Origin of the sequence: Taurinivorans muris (genome assembly GCF_025232395.1) — a bacterium.
Lineage (GTDB): Bacteria > Desulfobacterota > Desulfovibrionia > Desulfovibrionales > Desulfovibrionaceae > Taurinivorans > Taurinivorans muris.
Genome location: NZ_CP065938.1, coordinates 143,913 through 165,028 on the forward strand (window position 1 = coordinate 143,913; position 21,116 = coordinate 165,028).

The 21,116-nt window shown below is 44.7% G+C and carries 22 protein-coding genes; 12 read left to right on the forward strand and 10 right to left on the reverse strand.

Translation table 11 applies throughout. The annotated features are described in order from the left end of the window. Positions 1-9: 9 nt before the first annotated feature. The 6 genes from proB to JBF11_RS00685 all read right to left on the reverse strand — a co-directional run bounded on the left by proB (position 10) and on the right by JBF11_RS00685 (position 5,496). Positions 10-1,146 (reverse strand): glutamate 5-kinase, encoded by a 1,137-nt coding sequence (gene proB / locus JBF11_RS00660; RefSeq protein WP_334315465.1) that lies wholly within the window; start codon positions 1,144-1,146, stop codon positions 10-12. A gap of 2 nt (positions 1,147-1,148) precedes the next feature. Further along, the gene (obgE, locus tag JBF11_RS00665; RefSeq protein ID WP_334315466.1) at positions 1,149-2,252 is read right to left on the reverse strand and encodes an Obg family GTPase CgtA; all 1,104 of its coding nucleotides are present in this window, start codon (positions 2,250-2,252) and stop codon (positions 1,149-1,151) included. Between the two features lie 77 nt (positions 2,253-2,329). After that, positions 2,330-2,608, reverse strand: a complete 279-nt coding sequence (gene rpmA, locus JBF11_RS00670; protein WP_334315467.1) for a 50S ribosomal protein L27 — start codon at positions 2,606-2,608, stop codon at positions 2,330-2,332. An 18-nt stretch (positions 2,609-2,626) separates the two neighbouring features. Continuing rightward, the gene (rplU, locus tag JBF11_RS00675) at positions 2,627-2,935 is read right to left on the reverse strand and encodes a 50S ribosomal protein L21 (protein WP_334315468.1); all 309 of its coding nucleotides are present in this window, start codon (positions 2,933-2,935) and stop codon (positions 2,627-2,629) included. A gap of 173 nt (positions 2,936-3,108) precedes the next feature. Beyond that, a complete protein-coding gene (locus tag JBF11_RS00680) occupies positions 3,109-3,249 on the reverse strand; it encodes a hypothetical protein (protein WP_334315469.1) in 141 nt (46 codons plus the stop codon). Between the two features lie 351 nt (positions 3,250-3,600). Further along, positions 3,601-5,496: a sigma-54-dependent Fis family transcriptional regulator gene (locus JBF11_RS00685; RefSeq protein ID WP_334315470.1), complete on the reverse strand. Its 1,896-nt coding sequence runs from the start codon at positions 5,494-5,496 to the stop codon at positions 3,601-3,603. A 258-nt stretch (positions 5,497-5,754) separates the two neighbouring features. On the opposite strand from JBF11_RS00685, the gene JBF11_RS00690 reads away from it, so the two are divergent. The 8 genes from JBF11_RS00690 to JBF11_RS00725 are packed head-to-tail and all read left to right on the forward strand — an operon-like array spanning position 5,755 to position 12,712. Further along, positions 5,755-6,477, forward strand: a complete 723-nt coding sequence (locus JBF11_RS00690) for an aspartate/glutamate racemase family protein (RefSeq protein WP_334315471.1) — start codon at positions 5,755-5,757, stop codon at positions 6,475-6,477. A gap of 8 nt (positions 6,478-6,485) precedes the next feature. Further along, positions 6,486-6,998, forward strand: a complete 513-nt coding sequence (locus JBF11_RS00695; protein WP_334315472.1) for a tripartite tricarboxylate transporter TctB family protein — start codon at positions 6,486-6,488, stop codon at positions 6,996-6,998. Between the two features lie 12 nt (positions 6,999-7,010). Continuing rightward, positions 7,011-8,519: a tripartite tricarboxylate transporter permease gene (locus JBF11_RS00700; protein ID WP_334315473.1), complete on the forward strand. Its 1,509-nt coding sequence runs from the start codon at positions 7,011-7,013 to the stop codon at positions 8,517-8,519. A 19-nt stretch (positions 8,520-8,538) separates the two neighbouring features. Then, a complete protein-coding gene (locus JBF11_RS00705) occupies positions 8,539-9,510 on the forward strand; it encodes a tripartite tricarboxylate transporter substrate binding protein (protein WP_334315474.1) in 972 nt (323 codons plus the stop codon). Between the two features lie 8 nt (positions 9,511-9,518). Beyond that, positions 9,519-9,896: a RidA family protein gene (locus JBF11_RS00710; RefSeq protein WP_334315475.1), complete on the forward strand. Its 378-nt coding sequence runs from the start codon at positions 9,519-9,521 to the stop codon at positions 9,894-9,896. 25 nt (positions 9,897-9,921) lie between these two features. Continuing rightward, a complete protein-coding gene (locus tag JBF11_RS00715) occupies positions 9,922-11,049 on the forward strand; it encodes an NAD(P)/FAD-dependent oxidoreductase (protein WP_334315476.1) in 1,128 nt (375 codons plus the stop codon). Between the two features lie 8 nt (positions 11,050-11,057). Next, entirely contained in the window at positions 11,058-11,330 is a 273-nt protein-coding gene (locus JBF11_RS00720) for a (2Fe-2S)-binding protein (protein WP_334315477.1), read from the forward strand. Positions 11,331-11,332: 2 nt separating this feature from the next. Continuing rightward, the gene (locus JBF11_RS00725; protein ID WP_334315478.1) at positions 11,333-12,712 is read left to right on the forward strand and encodes an FAD/NAD(P)-dependent oxidoreductase; all 1,380 of its coding nucleotides are present in this window, start codon (positions 11,333-11,335) and stop codon (positions 12,710-12,712) included. Positions 12,713-12,785: 73 nt separating this feature from the next. Here the strand turns inward: JBF11_RS00725 and JBF11_RS00730 are convergent, their stop codons facing one another. Beyond that, a complete protein-coding gene (locus JBF11_RS00730; protein ID WP_334315479.1) occupies positions 12,786-13,451 on the reverse strand; it encodes a DUF1786 family protein in 666 nt (221 codons plus the stop codon). Between the two features lie 97 nt (positions 13,452-13,548). Here JBF11_RS00730 and JBF11_RS00735 point away from each other — a divergent pair, with 97 nt between their 5' ends. Then, the gene (locus JBF11_RS00735) at positions 13,549-14,289 is read left to right on the forward strand and encodes a septal ring lytic transglycosylase RlpA family protein (protein WP_334315480.1); all 741 of its coding nucleotides are present in this window, start codon (positions 13,549-13,551) and stop codon (positions 14,287-14,289) included. Between the two features lie 3 nt (positions 14,290-14,292). On the opposite strand, the gene JBF11_RS00740 is transcribed toward JBF11_RS00735, so the two are convergent. Genes JBF11_RS00740 through JBF11_RS00750 form a run of 3 tightly spaced genes read right to left on the reverse strand, consistent with a single transcriptional unit; the run spans position 14,293 to position 15,974 of the window. After that, a complete protein-coding gene (locus JBF11_RS00740) occupies positions 14,293-14,856 on the reverse strand; it encodes a Fe-S-containing hydro-lyase (protein WP_334315481.1) in 564 nt (187 codons plus the stop codon). Between the two features lie 8 nt (positions 14,857-14,864). After that, positions 14,865-15,707, reverse strand: coding sequence for a fumarate hydratase (locus JBF11_RS00745; protein ID WP_334315482.1), 843 nt, complete (start codon positions 15,705-15,707; stop codon positions 14,865-14,867). A 9-nt stretch (positions 15,708-15,716) separates the two neighbouring features. After that, positions 15,717-15,974, reverse strand: coding sequence for a hypothetical protein (locus tag JBF11_RS00750; RefSeq protein ID WP_334315483.1), 258 nt, complete (start codon positions 15,972-15,974; stop codon positions 15,717-15,719). A gap of 201 nt (positions 15,975-16,175) precedes the next feature. Here JBF11_RS00750 and JBF11_RS00755 point away from each other — a divergent pair, with 201 nt between their 5' ends. The 3 genes from JBF11_RS00755 (at position 16,176) to JBF11_RS00765 (ending at position 20,963) form a co-directional block, all read left to right on the forward strand. After that, a complete protein-coding gene (locus JBF11_RS00755; RefSeq protein ID WP_334315484.1) occupies positions 16,176-17,885 on the forward strand; it encodes a 30S ribosomal protein S1 in 1,710 nt (569 codons plus the stop codon). Between the two features lie 177 nt (positions 17,886-18,062). Beyond that, positions 18,063-19,712, forward strand: a complete 1,650-nt coding sequence (locus tag JBF11_RS00760; protein WP_334315485.1) for an amidohydrolase — start codon at positions 18,063-18,065, stop codon at positions 19,710-19,712. Between the two features lie 9 nt (positions 19,713-19,721). After that, positions 19,722-20,963 carry an MFS transporter gene (locus JBF11_RS00765; protein WP_334315486.1) on the forward strand — a complete coding sequence of 414 codons (1,242 nt, stop codon included), beginning with the start codon at positions 19,722-19,724 and terminating at the stop codon, positions 20,961-20,963. The last annotated feature ends 153 nt before the right edge of the window (positions 20,964-21,116 follow it).

Here is a 21,116-nt window from a genome sequence, read left to right on the forward strand (position 1 = left end):
CCGTCAATATTAAATAGCGGCGTGCAGAAGAAGATTATTCCTATGGATTACTTCCGGATAATGGGCATTGCCAAGGGTTGCCGCAACTTCCAATCTGCTTAGTCCTTTTATTTTTTTTAGTTCGGAAGCGGAATAATTGGAAAGCCCTACGGCAATTTTTTGATTTTGATATACGACGGCGACGAGCGCTCCCGTTCCGAAATTGCCTTCGACTTGCGTAATGCCGGCAGGCAGAAGGCTCTTGCCTTTTTCATTCAGGGCGAGGTACGCTCCGTCGTCAATCGTGAGCGTTCCCTGCGTTTCTGATTGATAAGCAAGCCAATATTTGCGGCGGGAAACAGGTTCCCGGGTCGGATAAATCCACGTGCCTGTTTTTTCCCCTTGCAGGGCGCGCAGAATAATATCAGGTTTTTTCCCCGGAATGATAAATGTCGGAACGCCAAGCTGGGCGGAGCGTCTGGCTGAAAGAAGTTTTGAGTACATGCCGCCGGTGCCGACGCTTGTTTTTCCTCCGCACAGCTCATCAAGGTTTAAATCTTGGATATTATCGATATATTCCATGATTTCAATAGGTTCCTGCTGATGTTTGAGAGGGTTTTTCGCAAGAACGCCCTCGGTGGAGGTAAGGTTAACGGAAAGGTCGGCTTCCACTATATTGCAAAGCAGGCTTGCCAATGCGTCGTTATCGCCGAATTTAAGTTCGTGAATGACAACCGTATCGTTTTCGTTGACAATGGGCACGACATTCCATTGCAAAAGCTGCTGGAACGTGTTTTTCGCATTGAGAAAGCGTTCCCGGCTGCGTAAATCGTCACGGGTAAGTAAAACTTGGGCACAAAGGATACCGTGTTCTTGAAAAAGGACTTCGTATTCATGCATGAGCCTGCCTTGACCAATGGCGGCAGCCCCTTGCTTTCCTGATAAGCCTTCAATTTTATGGTCTTTTCCCAAGGCTTTTTTTCCCGCTGCTACTGCCCCGGAACTGACAAGGCAGATTTTTTTGCCCATTTTGTGCAGTTTGGCAATTTGCCCGACCAAGTTTTTAAGCACGGAAAAGGAAAGTCCGTTTTCGTCAGTCAGGACAGCCGAACCGACTTTGATAATGATGCATTTTGCGTTTTGCAGGGCGGTATCTTTGGTTATCATGGTCAATCCCGTACGTAATACACTTCAATTTCAGGAAATTCTTCATTTTCAAGCAGTTCGTCTTCCTGATAATGAATAAGCGCTTCATTGAGTTCAAGTTCGCCGCGAAGTTTCCACATTTCACGCACAAGTTCCTCCAAGCCTGTGCCTTCTTTGGCGCTGATAAAGAACATCCTGCGTTTCTCCTTTCTGGCTAATTCTCTGATTTCCTTGAGTTCTTCTTCTGACAATAAGTCAATCTTATTGATGACTTCGATTTGTTTTCTTTTGGAAAGTTCCGGGTCGAAAAGGCGCAGTTCTTCATTAATCAAATCAAAGCCTGCAAAAGGGTAATCGTTTTTGTTGATGTCTTGGGCGGATAAGATGTGCACGAGAAAACGGGTCCGTTCAACGTGTTTTAAAAATCTGTCCCCAAGTCCGAGCCCGGTATGGGCTCCTTCGATGAGTCCGGGAATATCCGCAATGATCATTCTGGAATCCGGGTCAAATTCATCAATAATGACGCCAAGATTGGGGCTTAGGGTGGTGAAAGGGTAATCGGCGATTTTAGGCCGTGCGGCGGAAATTTGGGATAAGAAGGTTGATTTGCCTGCATTCGGTAAGCCAAGCAGTCCTGCGTCCGCCAGGATTTTAAGTTCAAGACGGAGGGATTTCGTTTCGCCTTCTTCGCCTTTTTGGGCGAACCGCGGCGCCCTGTTGGTGGAGGATTTGAAATGTTCGTTGCCTTTGCCGCCCCGTCCGCCTTTGGCAATCAAAATACAGGCTTCCGGGTCGGAAAGGTCGGCAATGAGAAGTTCTTCAAATTCCGTCCGTTCAAAAATCTGCGTGCCGACAGGAAATTCCAAAATAAGATCTTCGCCCTTGCGTCCGTCGCATTGGCTTCCTTGTCCGTCGCTGCCGTTTTTGGCTTCATAGACACGTTTTAAACGGAAATCATAAAGGGAGTGCAGGCGATTTGTCGCTTTTGCATAAATGGACGCGCCATCGCCGCCGTTTCCGCCGTCCGGACCGCCGCGGGGAATAAATTTCTCACGTCTGAAAGACATACAGCCATTTCCGCCTTTACCTGCTTTCACTTGGATAAGGGCTTCATCAACAAAACGCATAGGTTCTCCGTTTGTATGAAATTAGAAAAGGCGAGAAGAAAGCCCTCTTCTCGCCTGACAATACATATTTGCTAAAATTATGCAGTTGCAGCTTCGGCAGGAACAATATGCACGCGTTTGTGTTCTTTGCGTTTGCGTACAAATGTTTCAAATTGAACGGTACCTTCTATTTTAGCGAAAAGGGTATAGTCACGACCCATACCGACATTTTCGCCAGGGAAAATACGTGTGCCGAGTTGGCGAACCAAAATATTTCCAGCGAGAACTTTTTGACCGCCGAAGCGTTTTACGCCACGTCTTTGTCCTGCACTATCACGACCGTTACGGGAACTCCCGCCTGCTTTCTTATGAGCCATGATTAACTCCTTTTATTCTTACGCGTTAATGCCCGTAATGGTGAGGGCAGTGTAATCCTGACGGTGACCTTGGGTCTTGCGGTAGGATTTACGGCGATGTTTTTTGAAAACGATGACTTTTTCTCCGCGACCGTGTTCGATAACCTTAGCAGTTACTTTCGCACCGTCGATATATGGAGCACCAAATTTTGCATTGTCTCCGCCGAGCATGACAACATGGTCAAATGTCACTTCGTTGCCAATTTCAGCAGCAAGTCTGTCAATAACAATTTTATTGCCTTCTTGAACACGGAATTGCTTTCCGCAAGTTTCGATAATAGCGTACATTCAAACCTCCGAAAAAAAGAGAAGTGAAAAATAGCGTGACAATAGAAAAAAGTCAAGAATTTTTTCCCTTTTTTCGTTCTTAGAAAAATAATTTATTCATGCGAGCATGAAGTATTTTTATTAATGCCATAAGCTTGGTGTACGGGGAAACTTACGGCAATGCTAAAAATGGCTTAGTGGTGAACGTGTTCACCTTTTTTAATTCTGTAAATGATTGCGGCTAACATGATGGCAAAATAAATGAAAATCAGACTAACTCCAAGAACGCCTTGAGGGGTTGAGTGCATAACATTTTCCATAAGTTGTCCGAACATGTAAACCTCCTTTCATCCTCTGCGTGAGGGTAATGGCACACAGCGAACGAACAATACTGGCTTAAATTTTTTCTCAGGTCAAGCAAAAAAAGGAGAATTTTCAATTTTGCCCGTTCTTTTCGCTTCGTTTTTTTATGAAACGTTTTTGTGGTGTCGTTTTGCCGCGGCATGGAATTTTTCATAAGGTTAAATATCCTAAAACCGAAAAGATTTCGTATTGGGACAACGTTCCCAAATTGGTCTGCCAAAAAATCAAATTGCAAAGCGTAAAAAACATAGTCAACCTCGCTTGTTGTCGTATGGGTTGACTGTACTATGCGCATACGTCAAAAACTGACGTAGGTTAGAAAATTATTTTTCTTGATGGGAAATGCGGTATTTTTCCAGTTTGCGGTAGAGCGTGGGACGGCTTATGCCCAAACTTTTCGCGCAGGAACTCATATTGCCCCGGTGTTTTTGCAGGCTTTCGGAAATGATGTTTTTTTCCATTTCATCAAGAGTCAGGTTTCTTATTGCTGTGCCGTCCGCATTGTTTTTTTCTATTCCGAAATGTTCCGCTTTTATGGTTTTGCCGTCCGCCAAATGTATAGCCCTTTCAATGGCGCTTTCCAGCTGTCGGACGTTTCCGGGCCAAGAATAATTGACAATAAGATTATAAATGTTGGGAGCGAGGCATTTGCGGGTGTCAAGGTTGCCGAAGCGTTTAAAAAAATAATCGACAAGAAGGGGAATGTCATCTCTGCGTTCCCTAAGAGGGGGAATGAGAATTGATAATGTTGTGATACGGTAAAACAAATCCGGTCTGAAGCATTCTTTTTCGATTTCTTTTTTTAAATCCTTATTTGTGGCTGAAATGATGCGTATATCGATAGGAATTGTTCTTATTCCGCCCACACGGCGGATTTCACCTGTCTGCAAGGCGCGCAGGAGCTTCACTTGCATATTGAATGGCATGTCCCCTATTTCATCAAGAAAAAGGGTACCGGTATCAGCCAGTTCCAATTTTCCCGGTCTGCCGCCTTTTTGCGCACCCGTAAAAGCCCCTTCTTCATAGCCGAACAGTTCGCTTTCCAGAAGCTCGCTCGGAATTGCCCCGCAGTTCAGAGCGACAAAAGGTCTGTCGCTTCTGTCGCCGGCATTGTGTATAGCTTGGGCAAAGAGTTCTTTGCCTGTTCCTGTTTCGCCGTAAATAAGCAGCGAGGCGGTATTTTTCGCTGCGATTTTTGCAATTTCAAGAGCTTCCAAAAGCTTCGGACTTGTGCCGACAATAGCGTCAAAAGTGAAATGGGCTTTGGAGCCCGTCATTTCCATTGCCAATTGCATCATTTCCTTTTTTTCGGTAATAGTGAGGATTGCCCCCACGATTTCGCCGTTTTTCATGATGACGGGGTCGAGGGCGAGAAAGCCGTTTCCTTTATTGGTGCTGATTTCTCTGGCGAGAAAGCGTTTTCCTTTATGCAACACCTGTTCAAAATTGAAATTTGTTTTTGTAAGCGAGGAAAAAGGTTTTCCAATGCAATTTTTGTCCAGTTCAAATATGCAGCGGGCTTTTTGATTGGTTTGCACAATACGGCCCTTCGGGTCGACCGTGACAATACCTTTTGTGCCGGCTTCAAGCAGTGCGGACATATATTTGTTTTTAATCGCTAGTTCCTTGGAATGGCGCTGCTCTTTTAAATGTGAAGTAACCGCTTCCGCCGCCTGACAAACGAGCCCTAAGGTATGGATATGCATTTTTTCCGTATAGCCGCTTAATGAAATGACGCCCAAGAGCGAGCCGTCTATATCAAAAACAGGAGCGCCGGAGTTGCTGATGTTTTGCGCCAAGGTCGCATACATCTCATTTCCCGGTATATAGATAGGTTTTTTATCTTCAAGGGTAAGCCCGATGGCGCATGTGCCCATATCTTTTTCCGTCCAGCGGTAGCTTGGAATGCAGTTTCTGTTTTTAAAATGTTCCACAAGGTCGGTATCACCGATGATATAAAGCACATAACCGTCCTTATCCGCCAAAGCCATGCAGAAACCCGTTCCCTGCAGCAGCGTGTAAAGCTTGTCGATTTGCTCTTTTGCAACGGTATAAAAAGTTTTTTGGTTTTCGATGCGTTCTTCAAGTTCCTTTGCCGTGAGCCTTGTTGATTCCGGCGCTTTGGTAAGGTTGGGGTCAATGTTGTATTTTTTTGAACGCTTATGTGAAGAGGCTATGGCTAAAGCCATATCTTGCAGGTTTTTGGGCAAAACGGGCATGGCATGTCCTTTTTTGTGTAAAAAAATATTACAGTGTAAAATTTTATTACATTTATTCAATGTTTTTGTCAAGTGTTGAAATTAGGGCAAATGGGAATGTTCAGTTTTGAAAAATGGATTTTGCTGTAATGTTTTGTTACAATAATTGCGTTTTATTTTTAAGCGTTGTTAATCTGATGTTGTATAACTTATTGAAAATGAAAATGAAATTATTTTGGCATGAAATATGCTTCATATATTGGCAGAGGAGGTATCGCTATGTTTAATGGAACCGTATATCAAGGCGGCAAATTGTATTATGAAATACCTGTCGGCATACTGTGTTTGGAGTCGTATTTTCCAAAAATGCGTGGACATTTGCGAAATCCTCATACGTATTCTTTCCCGACGGTAATGAGCGTAATAAAAGGTCTTGATATTCCGAAACTTCTTTTCAATCCTGCTCAGGAAATGGTCCAGCCGCTCATTGATGCCGCAAAGCAGCTGGAAAGGGAAGGCGTGAAAGCCATAACAGGCAGCTGCGGTTTTATGGCTCTTTTTCAAAAAGAAATTGCGGAAGCTGTTTCGGTTCCCGTGTTCATGTCCAGCCTTCTGCAGTTGCCATTAATACGCATAATGCATGGTGAAAAAGCGAATATCGGCATTTTGACCGCTTCAAAAAACGCTTTGACCCCAAGGCATTTGGAAGCATGCCGTGTGGATTGGGATTCCGTAACAGTGGAAGGAATGGAAGGCAATTTGGAATTTTGGGAAACGATTATCGAAGGAAAGCGTACTGATTTCAATGTTCCCGAATTGGAACGGGAAATTGTGGGAACTGCGCTGCGGTTCATTGAAACGGGCAAATTGGACGCCCTATTGCTGGAATGCACGGATTTAGCTCCTTTTGCTCGTCAGATTCAAGAACAAAGCCATGTTCCCGTTTATGATATCAATTCATTGATGATGTTGGTTCATTCAACCGTCAGGTGGAAAATATAGGGATACATATGAACATATCTGTTAAACTCCGCATTGTCTTGGAAATATGCATAAGCTGTTTTTTGCTTGTTTGTTATTTCGTATTCAGCATTTTTCAGGCGGATATGATTGAGCAGACGTTATCGCTCGCATTGGACCAAACACTTTTTCCCAAAGCCATAACAATCACGGTCATCATTATGTGCTTTTTGCTTTTTTATGACAGCATACGCTTATACATCAACCATGAGAAAGGTGTCATCACGCCGGAAATACATGAATTTTACGAATGCAGCGAAGAAAGGATACCGGTAGGAAGGATACTGGTTTATATTGGTCTGCTGTTCAGTTATTTGATCGGGCTTTATTATATCGGTTTTATATATTCAACGCCTGTCATAACGCTGGCTGTCGCAGGTCTGTTGGGCATTAAAAGAATATTCGTCGCCGCAATTTCAGTGATTGTGTTCACCATAGCTCTTTATTATGCGAGTTTTTACGGACTTCAAATACTGCTGCCCAGCGGCATATTGTTTTACTAAAAGAGGTGTCAGATGATTGAAGATGTCGTCCTTGGGCTTATTTCAATTCTTAATCCCGCTTCAATATTGGCTATTGCATTCGGTTTGGCGGTTGGCTTGCTTTTTGGCTCTATTCCCGGAATTTCAGGCATAATGGCAATATCCATTTTGCTTCCTTTGACTTTTTATGTGAGTCCCCTTGTCGGTATTCCCATGTTGTTAGGCATTTATAAAGCAGGTATTTACGGAGGGTCAATCACTGCCGTCTTATTGAACACTCCCGGTGCTCCGCCTGCCATCTGCACGGCTATGAGCGGTTTTCCCATGGCACAGCGCGGGCAGGCGGGAAAAGCCTTGAATGCCGCCTTGGTCGGGTCGGTTTATGGCGATATGTTCAGTAACTTGCTGCTTATCTTAGTTGCGGCGCCGATTTCCTATATTGCTATGAAAATCGGTCCGGCAGAGCAGTTTTGCCTTTTGCTGCTCGCTCTTACCGTTGTGGGCAGTATTTCCGGCAATTCCATTCTGAAAGGAATGACTTGCGCAGGATTTGGCATTTTGCTTTCCATGGTGGGAGTTTCAGGCGTAAGCGGGGCAATTCGTTTTACTTTCGGCAGTGATTATTTACTGTCAGGCATTCAGCTTATTCCTATGGTGATCGGTTTGCTTTGTTTGCCGGAAATCATTCATCAGGTGGGAACGTGCGCAAAAAATTACATAACGCAAAAAATTGATTTGAAAAGTGAGAACGGACGGCTGACTTGGAAAGAGTTTAAGCAAAATTCGTATTTGTTATTCCGTTCTTCCGTGATCGGTTCGATTATCGGCACAATGCCGGGACTTGGGGCTTCTCCCGCGGCTTTCATGGCATATTCTGATGCCCAGCGGCGCTCAAAAGATCCGGAAGCTTTTGCAAAAGGAAATATCGAAGGGGTTCTTGCCCCGGAAGCGGCAAATAACGCCACAACCGGCTCTGCCATGATTCCGCTTTTGACGCTCGGTATTCCCGGTGATGATGTGACCGCGGTTTTAATGGGGGCGTTCCTTATTCAGGGCATAACTCCGGGACCGAACATTTTCTTTGAACATACGCAGGTTGTTTACGGTATTTTCGGGTCTTTGATACTCTGCGATATTTTGTTGTATATCATTGCCAAATTTGGTTTCAGGATTTGGATTAAAATTGTGGATTTGCCAAGAAGCCTGATTTTTTCAAGCGTGACCATTTTCGCATTTATAGGAACGTATTCGATAAATCAAAGTTTATTTGATATTTTCTGTCTTATTTGCTTTGGCATTATGGGATATTTGATGCGTATTTTTCATTTCAGCGCGGGAGCGATGATCATCGGTTTCATTTTAGGTCCGATTTTGGAAAAAGCCTATGACCAAAGCATGAGTTTATCCGGCGGAAGTTATATGATTTTCTTTGAAAGTCCTGTTGCCGTGCTTTTACTGCTTATGACGCTTGCGGGCATGATTAGCATTTACCGCATGCGTGTAAGGAAATATAAAAAATTAATGGAAAAAACATTGTCTTAGCACAATGAAGGAGTGTTTTATGAACGTGAAAAAACTATTCGGTTCCGTAACGGCTGTTGCGCTGGCTGTGCTTTTTGCCGCAGGAAGCGCCGCATATGCAGCCGCTTATCCCCAAAAACCCATTACTCTGATCAGCCCTTATGGCGCCGGCGGTGATTCTGACATCGCCGCCAGAGTATGGGCTGAATTTGCCAAAAAAGAACTCGGTCAGCCTGTTCTTGTCGTGAACAAAACCGGCGGGGGCGGATTGACCGGCACAATGTTCGCTTCCAAGGCAAGACCTGACGGGTATACCCTTTTCTTAGGACAGCTGGGACCTTGCGTCATGCTGCCCATCACGACAAAAGCCGGCGGGCTGAACAAAGACAGTTTCGACATGGTCGCCCGTTTTGCAACGTCCAATACCGGTGTTGTTGCGAATGCCGATTCTCCGTGGACAACATTAAAAGATTTTGAACATGACGCAAAGCAAAATCCTCAAAAATACACGTTCAGCGACCCTTCCGCCACAAGTTGGCTCGCATTGGCGTTTAAAGGCTGGATGCACAATAATTCCGTTTCCGCCAAGGTTGTGCAATATACGAGCGGAGCGGAAGCCGCAACTGCCGTTCTTGGAAAGCATGGCGATATCTCATTTCTTTTTAAAGCAAACTTTGATTCCCTCGTGAAAGGAAATAAATTGAAATTATTGGCTGTCGGTCAAAAAATGGAGGAATATCCGAATGTGCCCACATTCAATGATTTGGGGTATGCGGGCAACTATATTGCTTGGGCAGCCATTGCAGCCCCTAAAGGTTTGCCGGAAGAGATCAGGGAAAAACTTCAAGCCGTGACGGAAAAAATCAGCAAAGACCCCGAATTTGTCAATGCGCTGAAAAATGTCGGATTTGGCATAGATTATCTTGACGGTGCGGCTTTCAAGCAAGAAGTCGATAAACAATATTCGGATATGCAAGACTTTTTAAAAGCTATGAATTTAGCTGTGCAATAGGGGAAAATATGGCTATTCAGCGTTTCGGAACACCGAAGCAAGGGGCGCTGCCTTTTGCGAAGGCGGTGGCGGCAGGCGGGTTTTTATACGTGTCAGGTCAGGTCCCCCGTGATGAAAAAGGCGAAATCGTATGCGGCAATATGCTTACGCAAGCGAAAGTAACGCTTGATAATTTGAAAAAGGTTGTGGAAAGCGCGGGATACGGCATGCAGGATATTGTCAAAGTCGAAGCTTGGATTGACGACCCAAGGGATTTTGTCGACTTCAATAAAGTGTACGCGCAGTATTTCAGTGCGGAACATGCTCCTGCAAGGGTGACCGTTCAGGCAGAAATGATGAGTGATCTTCGTGTCGAAGTTGCTTGTGTCGCCTATAAAGCGCAATGATCAATTTTCGTAAAAGAGTTTTTCTATGCTAAGTTCCCAAAAAGAGTATGATATCATCATTGCCGGCGGCGGCATAAGCGGAGCTGCCGTCGCGTATGGATTAATCAGTAAGAACAGCCGGCTTAAAATTGCCGTTCTCGATGCGCCGACAGAAATAAACAGGGCGTCCAGAACCAACGTCGGGCTTGTTTGGTGCCAGTCAAAATTTGCGGATAAACCGCATTATGCAAAATGGGGCTTTTTATCCAGAAGGGCGTATCCCGGACTTTTGCAGGAATTGCAGGAAGTTTCAGGCATAAAGGTTCCCGCTTATTTTGAAGGCGGATTGATTCCTGTTTTGAGCGGGCAGGAATATGAGAAAAAAGGCGAATATATCGAAAGACTCCGCACCGTTCTTGGCGAGTATCGCGGAAACATGATTGACAGAACCGAACTTGAAAGGAAATTACCCAAAATTTCTTTCGGTCCCGAAGTTTGCGGTGCCGCATGGTGTGAAGAAGACGGATTTCTGAATCCTTTGGCTTTACTTCGTGCATACCGCTTGGCATCGGTCAGGAGCGGCGTCGATTTTTTCAATGATACTGTTGTTTATTCTGTCGAACCGAAAGATGACGCTTACATTGTTCATACTCAACTTGGCGGATTTAGCTGTGAAAGACTTGTGCTCGCATGCGGGCTCGCCAATAAACGTTTGGCGCAGTTCGTCGTGCGGGATTTGCCGATTTTTGCGGATAAGGGGCAGGTTTTATTAACGGAACGCATGCCTTTCGTCATGCCCATTCCTGTGCTTGGCTGTACGCAAACCGTTGCGGGCACTGTGATTATCGGTTTTAAACATGAAACAAGGGGGCACGATGCCACTGTTATTCCCCATGCTGTCGCACAGGAAGGCGCATGGGCTTTAAAGGTATGGCCGGAGCTTGGGGGCAAAAGGGTTATCCGCTCTTGGCCCGGACTTCGTGTCATGCCTAAGGATAAGGTTGCCATTTACAGCCATTTGCCGGGACATGAAAAGGTTACCGTGGTCAATACGCACAGCGCCGTGACCATGGCGGCGGCTCATACCCGCCATGTTGCCGGGTATGTCCTTGGAAAAGAGCTTCATGAATGCGCAGGGGATATGACGCTTAAACGTTTCGGTTATGCGGTTTAGGGGGAAATATGGATACTGCCATGGTACGGATCAATGTTGATGGGGAAGATATGCTTGTACCCGCCGGTATCAGCGTAGCCGCCGCTGTTTTGGGGCATAAGCATGAACGGCATGCTTTTCATAACGGAAGAGACGGCGGTCCCCGTTCTCCCTATTGTCTTATGGGGGTATGTTTTGAATGCATGCTGGAAATTGACGGCGTAAAAAATGTGCAATCTTGTCTTGTGCCAGTGCGTGAGGGCATGACAGTGAAAAGGCAATATCAAGCGGGTAAGGAGTAGGTATGGCTGATAATATGGATTTGCTCATTGTCGGAGCGGGGCCTGCGGGGCTCGGTGCTGCGATTTCCGCGCAGGCTTGCGGGCTTGATGTTGCTGTTGCCGATGAATATGCGGCGATTGGCGGACAAATTTTTCGGAATATCCATTTGCCGTGCATTGAGCATGTTTTGGATAAAAGAACTCTGGAAATTGGCAGGACGTTGGTTGAAAATTTTGAAAAGAGCGGTGTTCGGTTTCATCCCAACACGACGGTATGGGGAATGGAAGGTTCTGAAATTTTTTGCAAAAGCCTCACGGAAGTGAAGAAAATTTCCGCAAGCAAAGTTTTGTTTGCAACCGGCGGATATGAAAGGCCGGTTCCGTTCAAAGGGTGGACTTTGCCGGGAGTTTACACGGCGGGTGCGGCGGAAATGCTCTTCCGTTCCGCAGGAGAACTGCCAACCAGAAAATCTCCTGTGGTACTTTGCGGAAACGGACCTTTGCTCATGGCGCTTGCGGTGCATTTGATAGAACACGGTGTTCCTATTTCAGCATGGCTTGATACGGGGAAATTCAGCAGCAAACTTTCTGCCCTTGCGTATTTGGGCAGAATTTTTCACGATATGCCGTATTTCAAGCATGGCATGCGTTTGGCTTTGGAAATTCTTAAAGCAAACGTTCCGATTATCACCGGTGTTACAAATATCGAAGCTCATGGCGGTGAATTTGTTGAAAAAGTGGTATTCACAAAAAACGGCAAAACGCATGAACTTGCGGCGTCAACGCTTATTCGTCATGAAGGCGTCATACCGCGCATTCAAATTCCCGATTCCCTTGGCATGGATTTGGCTTGGGATACTGTGCAGCGGTATTGGTATCCTAAAACGGATGGATTTGGCAGAACGTCATTGAACAATGTTTACATCACGGGGGACAATTCCTTTGTGCATGGCGGTGAAGCCGCTATTTGGAAAGGGTATGTCTGCGGATACGCCATTGCGGAAGATTTAGGCATTGTGCCTGATTCGGAAGTGAAAGAAAAATCGCAGGAATATGTCCGAAAAATGGAATTGCTTTGCAGGGTACGGGAATATCTGCGTCATGTTTTTGCTCCTAATCCGGAAATTTTCAATGTTTCTGACGACACAATCGTTTGCCGCTGCGAATGTGTGACGGCAGGTGAGGTGCGGCAGGCGGTGAAAGAGGGCTTCACCAATCCCCGGGAAGTAAAAATCGCCACCCGTGCAGGCATGGGAACATGTCAAGGCAGAAGCTGCGGCGTCGCCCTTGCGGAAATTATCGCCCAGGAAACCGGAAATAAGATGGAACAAGTGGGCATTCTGAAAAACAGGCAGCCTTTTGAACCTGTTTTTTTGGCTGATTATTGCGCATTGCACGCATGAAAAACCGCAGCCGCTGATATGCCGGAAAAGACCTCGTTTGAGAGGTCTTTTTTTATGGTTAAAACAACGTTTCCTATATTGCCCGCAAAAGTTGGACCATGGTTTCTTTCGTATTTTCTATGCTTATCATGCGGCCAAAACGGTTGAAACATTCTTCATGTTCGCAGGCTATGAATGTGGGGCGGAAGCCTTCCGCTTCGGCAGGGATGTCTTTGATGATACAGCCGGAGCCGTTTTGCTTGATGACTTCCTCATGAGGGAGCCAGCCAAAGCGAAATTCTTCCAGATTTTTTTGCAGTGTCTGCGGCGTGAGTTTTGTGATATCATGTTCGAAAGCGGCGTAAATTTCATTCTTATAGGCAAGAACGGCAAAGAAATTGTAATTGTTTTCAACAATCAATGTTATGCCCTCCTGAAAATTCCTTTCATTAATTTTTGGAAGGGCAAGGGCGGAAAGAAGTTTTTCAAGGCGAACGTCAAATTGATACGTGCAGGAATTTCGTGTTTTTGTTTTTTCAACCCAAGCAAGCGGATTATGCGATTTATGGATATTGTTCCAAAACCCGAAATCGCTGTTTTCTATGGAAATGTAAGTTTGTTCGGGAGAAAGGCCTTTCAGAAAATCGGCATATTCTTCCTGCCGGGCGGAGGAAAATTCCTGCAGCAGTTGAAATGAAGAATTTTCTTGGCGGAATATTTTGATGTCATGCGAATTTTTTTCAATATAAAGTGTTTTCATATTCACTGTATAGGCTATTTTTTCATCTTTGAAAAGTTAATCTTTTGTTTAAAAAGATGGATTTGAAAAATAAAGTTTTTTGTGTTAGGGTGGCATCATGAATAGGATACGAATATTATGCCGTAACGTGCTGTCAGGTGTTTTGCTTGTTTCATTGAGTGTGCTTTGCCTTGCCGATACTGTTTTTGCGCAGGAAGCGCATTCCGGATATGCTTCATGGTATGGTCCGGGATTTCATGCAAGATTGACGGCAAACGGCGAACACTATGACATGTATGGCTTGACTGCGGCGCACAGGGAATGGGCGTTCGGTACCCTTGTGGAAGTTTACAACCGTGACAACAAGCGAAAATGCATTGTCCGCGTTAACGACAGAGGACCTGTTTCCAAGTCTTTTCTTATGGATTTATCCTATGGGGCTTCCATGGCGATAAGTTCTTCCAAAGCGGGAAAAGCCCGTGTTTTTTTGACTATCGTAGGAAATTCGGACGGTGTTTTTGATAAGGAGCGCTCTTTTTACCTTTTTTTGGATGATGAAATTGTGCTGCCGCAGAAGCTGGATATGGACGATTTAACCCAAGATGAAGAATATTACAGAAACATTGCGGGCGGAGTTGAAATTTTCCAATTGACCCAAAAGCATATCAGAAGATTGTATCAGGCAAATATTGTCAACGCTCCCAATCTTCTTGTGAGTATCGGGAATAAAATTTGTCTTGGACCGTATGAAACGTTTAAAGACGCCGAACTTGATTATCATAAAATCGCAACGCAATACGTGCATGCCGCTTTGTGGCTTGAAAAAACGGATAAGGCGATACGGCTCGTAACGGAATGAAAATCAAAGTTCCCTGTACGGGGCTTGCCCTATTTCATAGAAATTGTTGCCAAGACAGTCAATGGCAACGATAGCGGGGAAATTTTCAATTTCCATTTGCGCAATGGCTTCGGCTCCCAAATCTTCATAGGCGAGGACCGTATATTTTTTTATGCTTTGGGCGATAAGGGCTCCTGCTCCGCCGATAGTGACAAGATAAGGAATTTTCGCCTTTTTCATGGCTTCGACAACGGCTTGGCTGCGATAACCTTTTCCTATCATTCCGCTGATTTTGCATTGCTCGATAAGAGCGGGAGTGTAGGCGTCCATTCTGCCGGAAGTTGTCGGGCCTGCAGAACCTATGGGGCGACCAGGGCGGGCGGGGCTCGGACCGACATAATAAATGACGGCTTTTTCAAGATTTAACGGCAGCTGTTCACCTTTCGCAAGGCTTTCGGTAAGGCGTTTGTGGGCGGCGTCACGCGCCGCGATGATAGTTCCGGAAATGAGGACAAGGTCGCCTGCGCGGAGTTTTTGAGCTGTTTTCTGGGAAAAAGGGGCGTCAATATGGACTCTGTTTTGGCTCATTTTTTTTTCTAAAGAATAATTTCGGCATGGCGCGCGGCATGGCAGTTGATATTCACAGCGACTGGCAGGCAGGCGATATGGGTCGGCGACCATTCGATATGGACGCGGATCGCGGTGCTTGTGCCGCCCAAACCTTGCACACCGATACCGGTTTTATTAATTAAGGTTAAAAGTTCCTGCTCCAGCCGGGCATAGCGTTCATCGGGATTGTGCGTGTCAATATCCCGCACGCAGGCTTTTTTGGCATTGAGAGCCGCAATTTCCATTGTTCCGCCAAGCCCGATCCCTATGACCAGCGGGGGGCAGGAGTTAGGTCCGGCGTTTTTTACGGTTTCCAAAACAAATTTTTTTACGCCTTCCATTCCGTCGGCAGGCACAAGCATTTTTAACATGCTTTTATTTTCGGATCCCGCACCTTTCGGCGCCATGCGGATTTTGAGCGTATCGCCCTCGCAGATGGAATAGTGGATAATGGCGGGCGTATTGTCCTTTGTATTGATTCGTTCAAAAAGCGGTTCCGCAACAACGGATTTTCGCAAGTAGCCTTCCGTATACCCTTGTCTGACCCCTTCGTGAAGAGCTTTTTCAAGATTGCCGTTTACATGCACATCCTGTCCCAGTTCCACAAATAAAACCGCCAGCCCCGTATCTTGGCAGATAGGGATTTCCCCTTGTTTTGCAATATCGGCGTTTTGAATGATATCGTCCAGAAGAAGTTTTGCGGAGGGGGATTTTTCCGTTTCTTTCAAGAGATGGAAAGCGTTATAGACATCATCCGGAAGCTGGTGGCAGGCTTTTATGCATAAATTTTTAACCGCTTCCGTAATTGTTTCTGCTTGAATGGTACGCATGATGACTGCTTATTTTTTATCGTTAACCGGCATAAAACCGGTTACTGAGCCGTAAGCTTCGATGACAGCTTCCCTGTTTGCCGCTTCTGATTCGTAAATAATGGGCAAATCGCTGTAATACAAAGCTCCGGGTTCCAAATTTCTGTCATTGCAAACATTGACATAATATTGCCATGCAGGGACGAATTGGGCTACATAAGGCGTGAAATGGGCAAAAAATATATATATGAAAACGCCCGCTCCGATAAGTTTAAGATAATTTTTCATATTTTTCCTCGTTTTTCTTTTGCTTATTGTAAAATGAATAGGATAAAATGCAAGAAAAAAGTGCGGAAAGAAAAGAATTTTGCCAATCGGCAAAAAATATTAAAATAGCGTATAAAATACTTGTGTATTTTTTAAAAATCGAGTATAAAAAGAAACCTATTTTAACATGGATAGGAATTTGTTTGAGGTTCGGAGGGTCTTATGACCAAGGATAACATGGAAAACCAATTTGATTCTGAAGATTTCGCATCAATGCTCGATGCTTATGGCTTCAATAATGACGGCTGTGAGCTGGAAGAAGGTTCTATTGTCGAAGGTGAAGTTGTTGCGATAGAAAATGAAAACGTTCTTGTAAACGTTGGATTTAAATCTGAAGGTCAAATTCCTGCGGAGGAATTTCGTGACGCTCAAGGCAATATCACCGCAAAAGTCGGTGATAAAATCAATGTTTTCGTTGAGCGTAAAAGCGATGGCGATGGCACGGTTAAGCTTTCTTATGAAAAAGCGAAACGCATGCAGCTTTTTGACCAACTTGAAGAAGTTTTGGAAAAAGGCGGCGTTATTACAGGTATGATCACTCGCCGTATCAAAGGCGGTTATACCGTTGATTTAGGTGGCATCGAAGCGTTCTTGCCCGGATCTCACGTTGATTTGCGTCCAGTTCCCGATATGGACGCGTTGGTCAATCAAAATTATGAATTTCGCGTATTAAAAATCAACCGCCGCCGCAGTAATGTTATTGTTTCCCGCCGCGTTCTCCTTGAAGAAGACCGTGACAGCAAACGCAGTGCGCTTCTTACCACCCTTGAGGAAGGACAAACTGTCAAAGGCCGTGTGAAAAATATTACCGAATACGGCGTGTTTGTCGACCTTGGCGGTTTGGACGGACTTTTGCATATTACGGATATGAGCTGGAAGCGTATCCGTCATCCTCGTGAAATGGTAAGCATGGGACAAGAACTTGAACTTAAAGTTCTTTCTTTCGATAAGGATACCAATAAAGTTTCTCTTGGTTTGAAACAATTGATCCAGGACCCATGGGAAGATATCACCACCCGTTTCCCCGAAGCCTCACGCCATACCGGCAAGGTTACCAATCTTGTGGATTACGGTGTGTTTGTTGAGCTTGAAAGCGGTGTTGAAGGGCTTGTTCATATTTCTGAAATGTCTTGGACCCGCAAACTCCGTCACCCGAGCCAAATCGTAAAGCAAGGCGATGAAGTCGAAGTCGTTATTTTAGGCGTTGACAGCGATAAAAAGCGTATTTCCCTCGGTATGAAGCAAATCAAGCAAAATCCTTGGGAATTGGTCGGCGAACGTTTCCCTGAAGGCACCGTTTTGGAAGGTACCATTAAAAACATTACCGAATTCGGCATGTTTATCGGTATTGAAGACGGTATTGACGGACTTATCCATGTTTCCGACATTTCTTGGACAAAGAAACTCCGCCATCCGAACGAAATGTTCAAAGTCGGCGATGTTGTTCAAGCGAAAGTGCTTACTGTCGACCAAGAAAATGAGAAATTCACTCTCGGCATGAAACAACTTACAGAAGACCCTTGGGCTTCCGTTCCAAGCCGTTATCCTGTGGGCAACACCGTAACGGGCACAATCACCAATGTTACTGATTTTGGTCTTTTTGTGGAAGTTGAGGAAGGTATCGAAGGCCTTATTCATGTTACCGAACTTGGAAAGAAAATTAAAAATCCTGCCGAAGCTTTCAAGGAAGGCGATCAGGTTCAAGCAAAAATCATCCATGTTAGCGCTGAAGAACGCCGTTTAGGTCTTTCTGTAAAACAACTCAAAGAAGACGAAGAACGCCGTAAACCGAAAGAATATTCTTCTGCCGGTGATACCAATCTTGGTACAATGGCTGACGCTTTTGCAGCTGCCAAAAACGATGAAGAATAATCTGTCATTATGCACAGTTTTCGGCATAAAGTTTATGCCGAGTGCATAGCGTAAGCATATTGTTACTGTGAACACCCTAGATTAGTCTAGGGTGTTTTTTTTTGTAAAATACGGCGTTGTGCCGATTGGTTTTATTTTTATAATCGCAGTATGATACAAGCATACAAAGGAGGCATTATGAAAGTTTTTGCTGATACCGTTTATTATAACGGAAGCATCCTTACTATGAATGACGAGCAGAAATTTGCGGAAGCCGTTGCCGTGCATGATGAAACGATTATGGCTGTCGGTGATTTGCAGCAGGTAAAACAGTATGCGGATAATCATACGAAGTATTTCAATTTGCAGGGCAAAGCTCTGCTGCCCGGATTTATTGATGCCCACAGCCATATTTTAGATACTGCGTTGCGGGCGCTGTGGGTAGATGTTAACAGCTGTCCTCTCGGCGCTGTGCGGAACATAGACGATGTCATAGCTCTTCTGCGGCAAAAAGCGGAAACACTTGCTGAGGGGGAATGGATTGTCGGCTGGGGATATGATGACAGCAAGGTAAAAGAAATGCGTCACTTGATATCCGATGATTTAGACAGAGTGAGTACAAAGCACCCCGTATCTGTTGCGCATATTTCAGGCTGGGTGACATATCATAACAGACTGGCTTTAACAAAAGGCGGAATTACCGATGATACGTCCGATACCGAGTATTACCGCATTTTGAGGGATGACGATAACAAAGCGACGGGAGTAATCGAAACGGCTCTGTGTCCGGTCATGGCAAAAATTCCTCCTGCCGACAAACCCGCATTCATAAAAGGGCTTGAGGCAGTTTCAAAGCAATATGCCGCCAAAGGCTGCACAACTGTACAGGAAGGCTGGTGGTGTACGCGGGAAAGCGTTGATTTAGCCAGTGAAGCAATGAATAAGGATGTATTTAAACTTCGTTTGGTTCTGTATCCGGTTGGCGAAGGCGATGTGTATGATAAAGAATGGAATAATCTTTATCCGGAATTGAAATCGGGTGATTATGCGGACGAAAAGAAAATGATTTGCATGGGCGCTGCAAAATTAACCGCAGACGGCTCCATTCAGGCAAGAACGGCATTTTTAAGTAAGCCGTATTATGTTTGTCCCGATGGAAAGCCTGACTTTTTGGGACCATATAATCATGAACAGCAATGGCTGAATGAAAGAGTTTTGGAGCTGCATAAACAAGGCAAACAGGTGGCGGTACACTGCAACGGCGACGGAGCCATTGAAATGGCGCTTAATGCTTTTGAGTATGCGCAGAAAATACATTATCGCAAAGATTCCCGCTTTATTTTTATTCATTGCCAGACCGTCCGTCCCGACCAGCTGAAGCGCATTGCGGAATTGAAAGCCTGCATTTCGTTTTTTCCTGTTCATACATATTATTGGGGAAAACGTCACCATGATATTTTTCTCGGTCCGAAGCGAGCCAAACGGCTTGACCCTGTGAGGGAATCCATGAGTTTGGGAATAAACTGCACTCTGCATAATGATACCTATATAACGCCAATCGACCCTTTGCTTTGCGTTTGGTCGGCGGTAAACCGTCAGAGCTATGAAGGGCAGGATTTAGGCAAGGCGGAACAGGGAATTGATGTGTACAGCGCATTAAAGGCTATAACAATCAATGTTGCATTCCAAGGTTTTGAAGAAAACGTCAAAGGAAGCATTGAAGTTGGAAAACTGGCTGATTTTGTCGTGCTTGCGGAAAATCCTTTGGAAGCTGACGAATGGAAAATCAAGGATTTGAAAATAGCGGCGACTATTGTCGGCAATAAACTTGTGTATGGTGATATTTAAGGAGGTCTTATGACAATATTTGAAAAATATGCCCGGATATTTGCATTAAGCACATTGTTTGCGGCATCGAACGCTTTGCCGTACATTCATTTTAAATTTTATGACATCATAAGGGCGGCAACGCAAACGACAAATACGGAATTGGGATATTTAATGACTGTTTTCATTGTTGTTTCCATATTGATATATTTGCCGGCAGGCATTATCGGGGATAGGTGGTCAACCCGGAAAATTCTTATCTGTTCGGCATCGATTACGTCGCTGTGCAATGTCGTTTTCGCCATTATTCCGTCTTTTGCCTCCGCATTGGTGATTTGGGGAGTTTTGGCTGTTTCGGCATGCGGCGTTTATCCTTGTCTGATTAAAGCTGTGCGTGTTTCCGGCGACAAAGAAGAGCAAGGACGCATGTTCGGCACGTTTTTGGGCATGCAGGGTTTTGTAATGGTTGTTATCGGTTTTATCGACGCATATATTTATGAGATGTTCACAGACCAAATGGACGGATTGAAATATATGCTTTTTTTCCAAGCGGCTGCATTGGTGATAGCCGTTATCTGCGTATGCTTATTCATAACAGATAAGACTCCTTATGATTTTTATGAAGATCAAGATGAAAAATCCGCTTCTGCCGTGAATACGCTGCTTGAAGTTTTAAAATCCGGCAGGGTGTGGATTTTGGTTGTTCTTATTACTTGCAGTTATGGCTGCTATGTCAGCATGGGCTATATGACTCCTTACACAACGAATGTCCTTGGTGCGTCTATCACTTTCGGGGCTGTGCTGGGTACCGTCCGTGTTTATGGAATCCGTATTTTTGCAGGTCCGATAAGCGGGTATATTGCTGACAAACTGGGTAATTCTTCACGTTTGATGATTATCGCTTATAGTATTTTTATCGGCTTGATTTTATATTTGCTGAATATGAGTCCGGCGACGTCCCATACTGTCATTATCGCTATTACCATGCTTATCAGTTTTGCCTGCATGATGTTTTACTGCGTCATGTACGCAAGCATGGAAGAAGTTCGCATTCCTCCTCACCAAACAGCGACGGCAGTAAGCGTTATAACAATTTTCAGCTCGCTGCCGGATGCTGTTTTCGGTTTATTGTATGGGCATTGGCTGGATGTTCAAGGTCCTGTGCAAGGATATGTGACTATTTTTAATTTTATTGCCGTATTAGCGTGTATCGGCTTGCTTGCGGTAATAACAGTGAATGCTGTCGGCAAAAAACAAATTACAGCCGAATAAAAATTCCTGCTCTTTTTGTCAATTGATATTCAGGCGGAACAAATTCCGGGCATGGATTGAAAAATATTAAAGAAAGAGTAAAATTTGCGGCGGGGAATGTATTATTGACAATTCAGATGAGGGAACAACAATTATCGCTTTATGGGAAAATTT

Coding starts and splice junctions, on each gene's coding strand:
- rplU (WP_334315468.1), bottom strand. CDS start 2,935: ATGTACGCTATTATCGAAACTTGCGGAAAGCAATTCCGTGTTCAAGAA.
- JBF11_RS00685 (WP_334315470.1), bottom strand. CDS start 5,496: ATGCCCGTTTTGCCCAAAAACCTGCAAGATATGGCTTTAGCCATAGCC.
- JBF11_RS00700 (WP_334315473.1), top strand. CDS start 7,011: ATGATTGAAGATGTCGTCCTTGGGCTTATTTCAATTCTTAATCCCGCT.
- proB (WP_334315465.1), bottom strand. CDS start 1,146: ATGATAACCAAAGATACCGCCCTGCAAAACGCAAAATGCATCATTATC.
- JBF11_RS00725 (WP_334315478.1), top strand. CDS start 11,333: ATGGCTGATAATATGGATTTGCTCATTGTCGGAGCGGGGCCTGCGGGG.
- JBF11_RS00695 (WP_334315472.1), top strand. CDS start 6,486: ATGAACATATCTGTTAAACTCCGCATTGTCTTGGAAATATGCATAAGC.
- JBF11_RS00750 (WP_334315483.1), bottom strand. CDS start 15,974: ATGAAAAATTATCTTAAACTTATCGGAGCGGGCGTTTTCATATATATA.
- rpmA (WP_334315467.1), bottom strand. CDS start 2,608: ATGGCTCATAAGAAAGCAGGCGGGAGTTCCCGTAACGGTCGTGATAGT.
- JBF11_RS00745 (WP_334315482.1), bottom strand. CDS start 15,707: ATGCGTACCATTCAAGCAGAAACAATTACGGAAGCGGTTAAAAATTTA.
- JBF11_RS00720 (WP_334315477.1), top strand. CDS start 11,058: ATGGATACTGCCATGGTACGGATCAATGTTGATGGGGAAGATATGCTT.
- obgE (WP_334315466.1), bottom strand. CDS start 2,252: ATGCGTTTTGTTGATGAAGCCCTTATCCAAGTGAAAGCAGGTAAAGGC.
- JBF11_RS00690 (WP_334315471.1), top strand. CDS start 5,755: ATGTTTAATGGAACCGTATATCAAGGCGGCAAATTGTATTATGAAATA.
- JBF11_RS00735 (WP_334315480.1), top strand. CDS start 13,549: ATGAATAGGATACGAATATTATGCCGTAACGTGCTGTCAGGTGTTTTG.
- JBF11_RS00760 (WP_334315485.1), top strand. CDS start 18,063: ATGAAAGTTTTTGCTGATACCGTTTATTATAACGGAAGCATCCTTACT.
- JBF11_RS00710 (WP_334315475.1), top strand. CDS start 9,519: ATGGCTATTCAGCGTTTCGGAACACCGAAGCAAGGGGCGCTGCCTTTT.
- JBF11_RS00740 (WP_334315481.1), bottom strand. CDS start 14,856: ATGAGCCAAAACAGAGTCCATATTGACGCCCCTTTTTCCCAGAAAACA.
- JBF11_RS00765 (WP_334315486.1), top strand. CDS start 19,722: ATGACAATATTTGAAAAATATGCCCGGATATTTGCATTAAGCACATTG.
- JBF11_RS00705 (WP_334315474.1), top strand. CDS start 8,539: ATGAACGTGAAAAAACTATTCGGTTCCGTAACGGCTGTTGCGCTGGCT.
- JBF11_RS00730 (WP_334315479.1), bottom strand. CDS start 13,451: ATGAAAACACTTTATATTGAAAAAAATTCGCATGACATCAAAATATTC.
- JBF11_RS00715 (WP_334315476.1), top strand. CDS start 9,922: ATGCTAAGTTCCCAAAAAGAGTATGATATCATCATTGCCGGCGGCGGC.
- JBF11_RS00680 (WP_334315469.1), bottom strand. CDS start 3,249: ATGTTCGGACAACTTATGGAAAATGTTATGCACTCAACCCCTCAAGGC.
- JBF11_RS00755 (WP_334315484.1), top strand. CDS start 16,176: ATGACCAAGGATAACATGGAAAACCAATTTGATTCTGAAGATTTCGCA.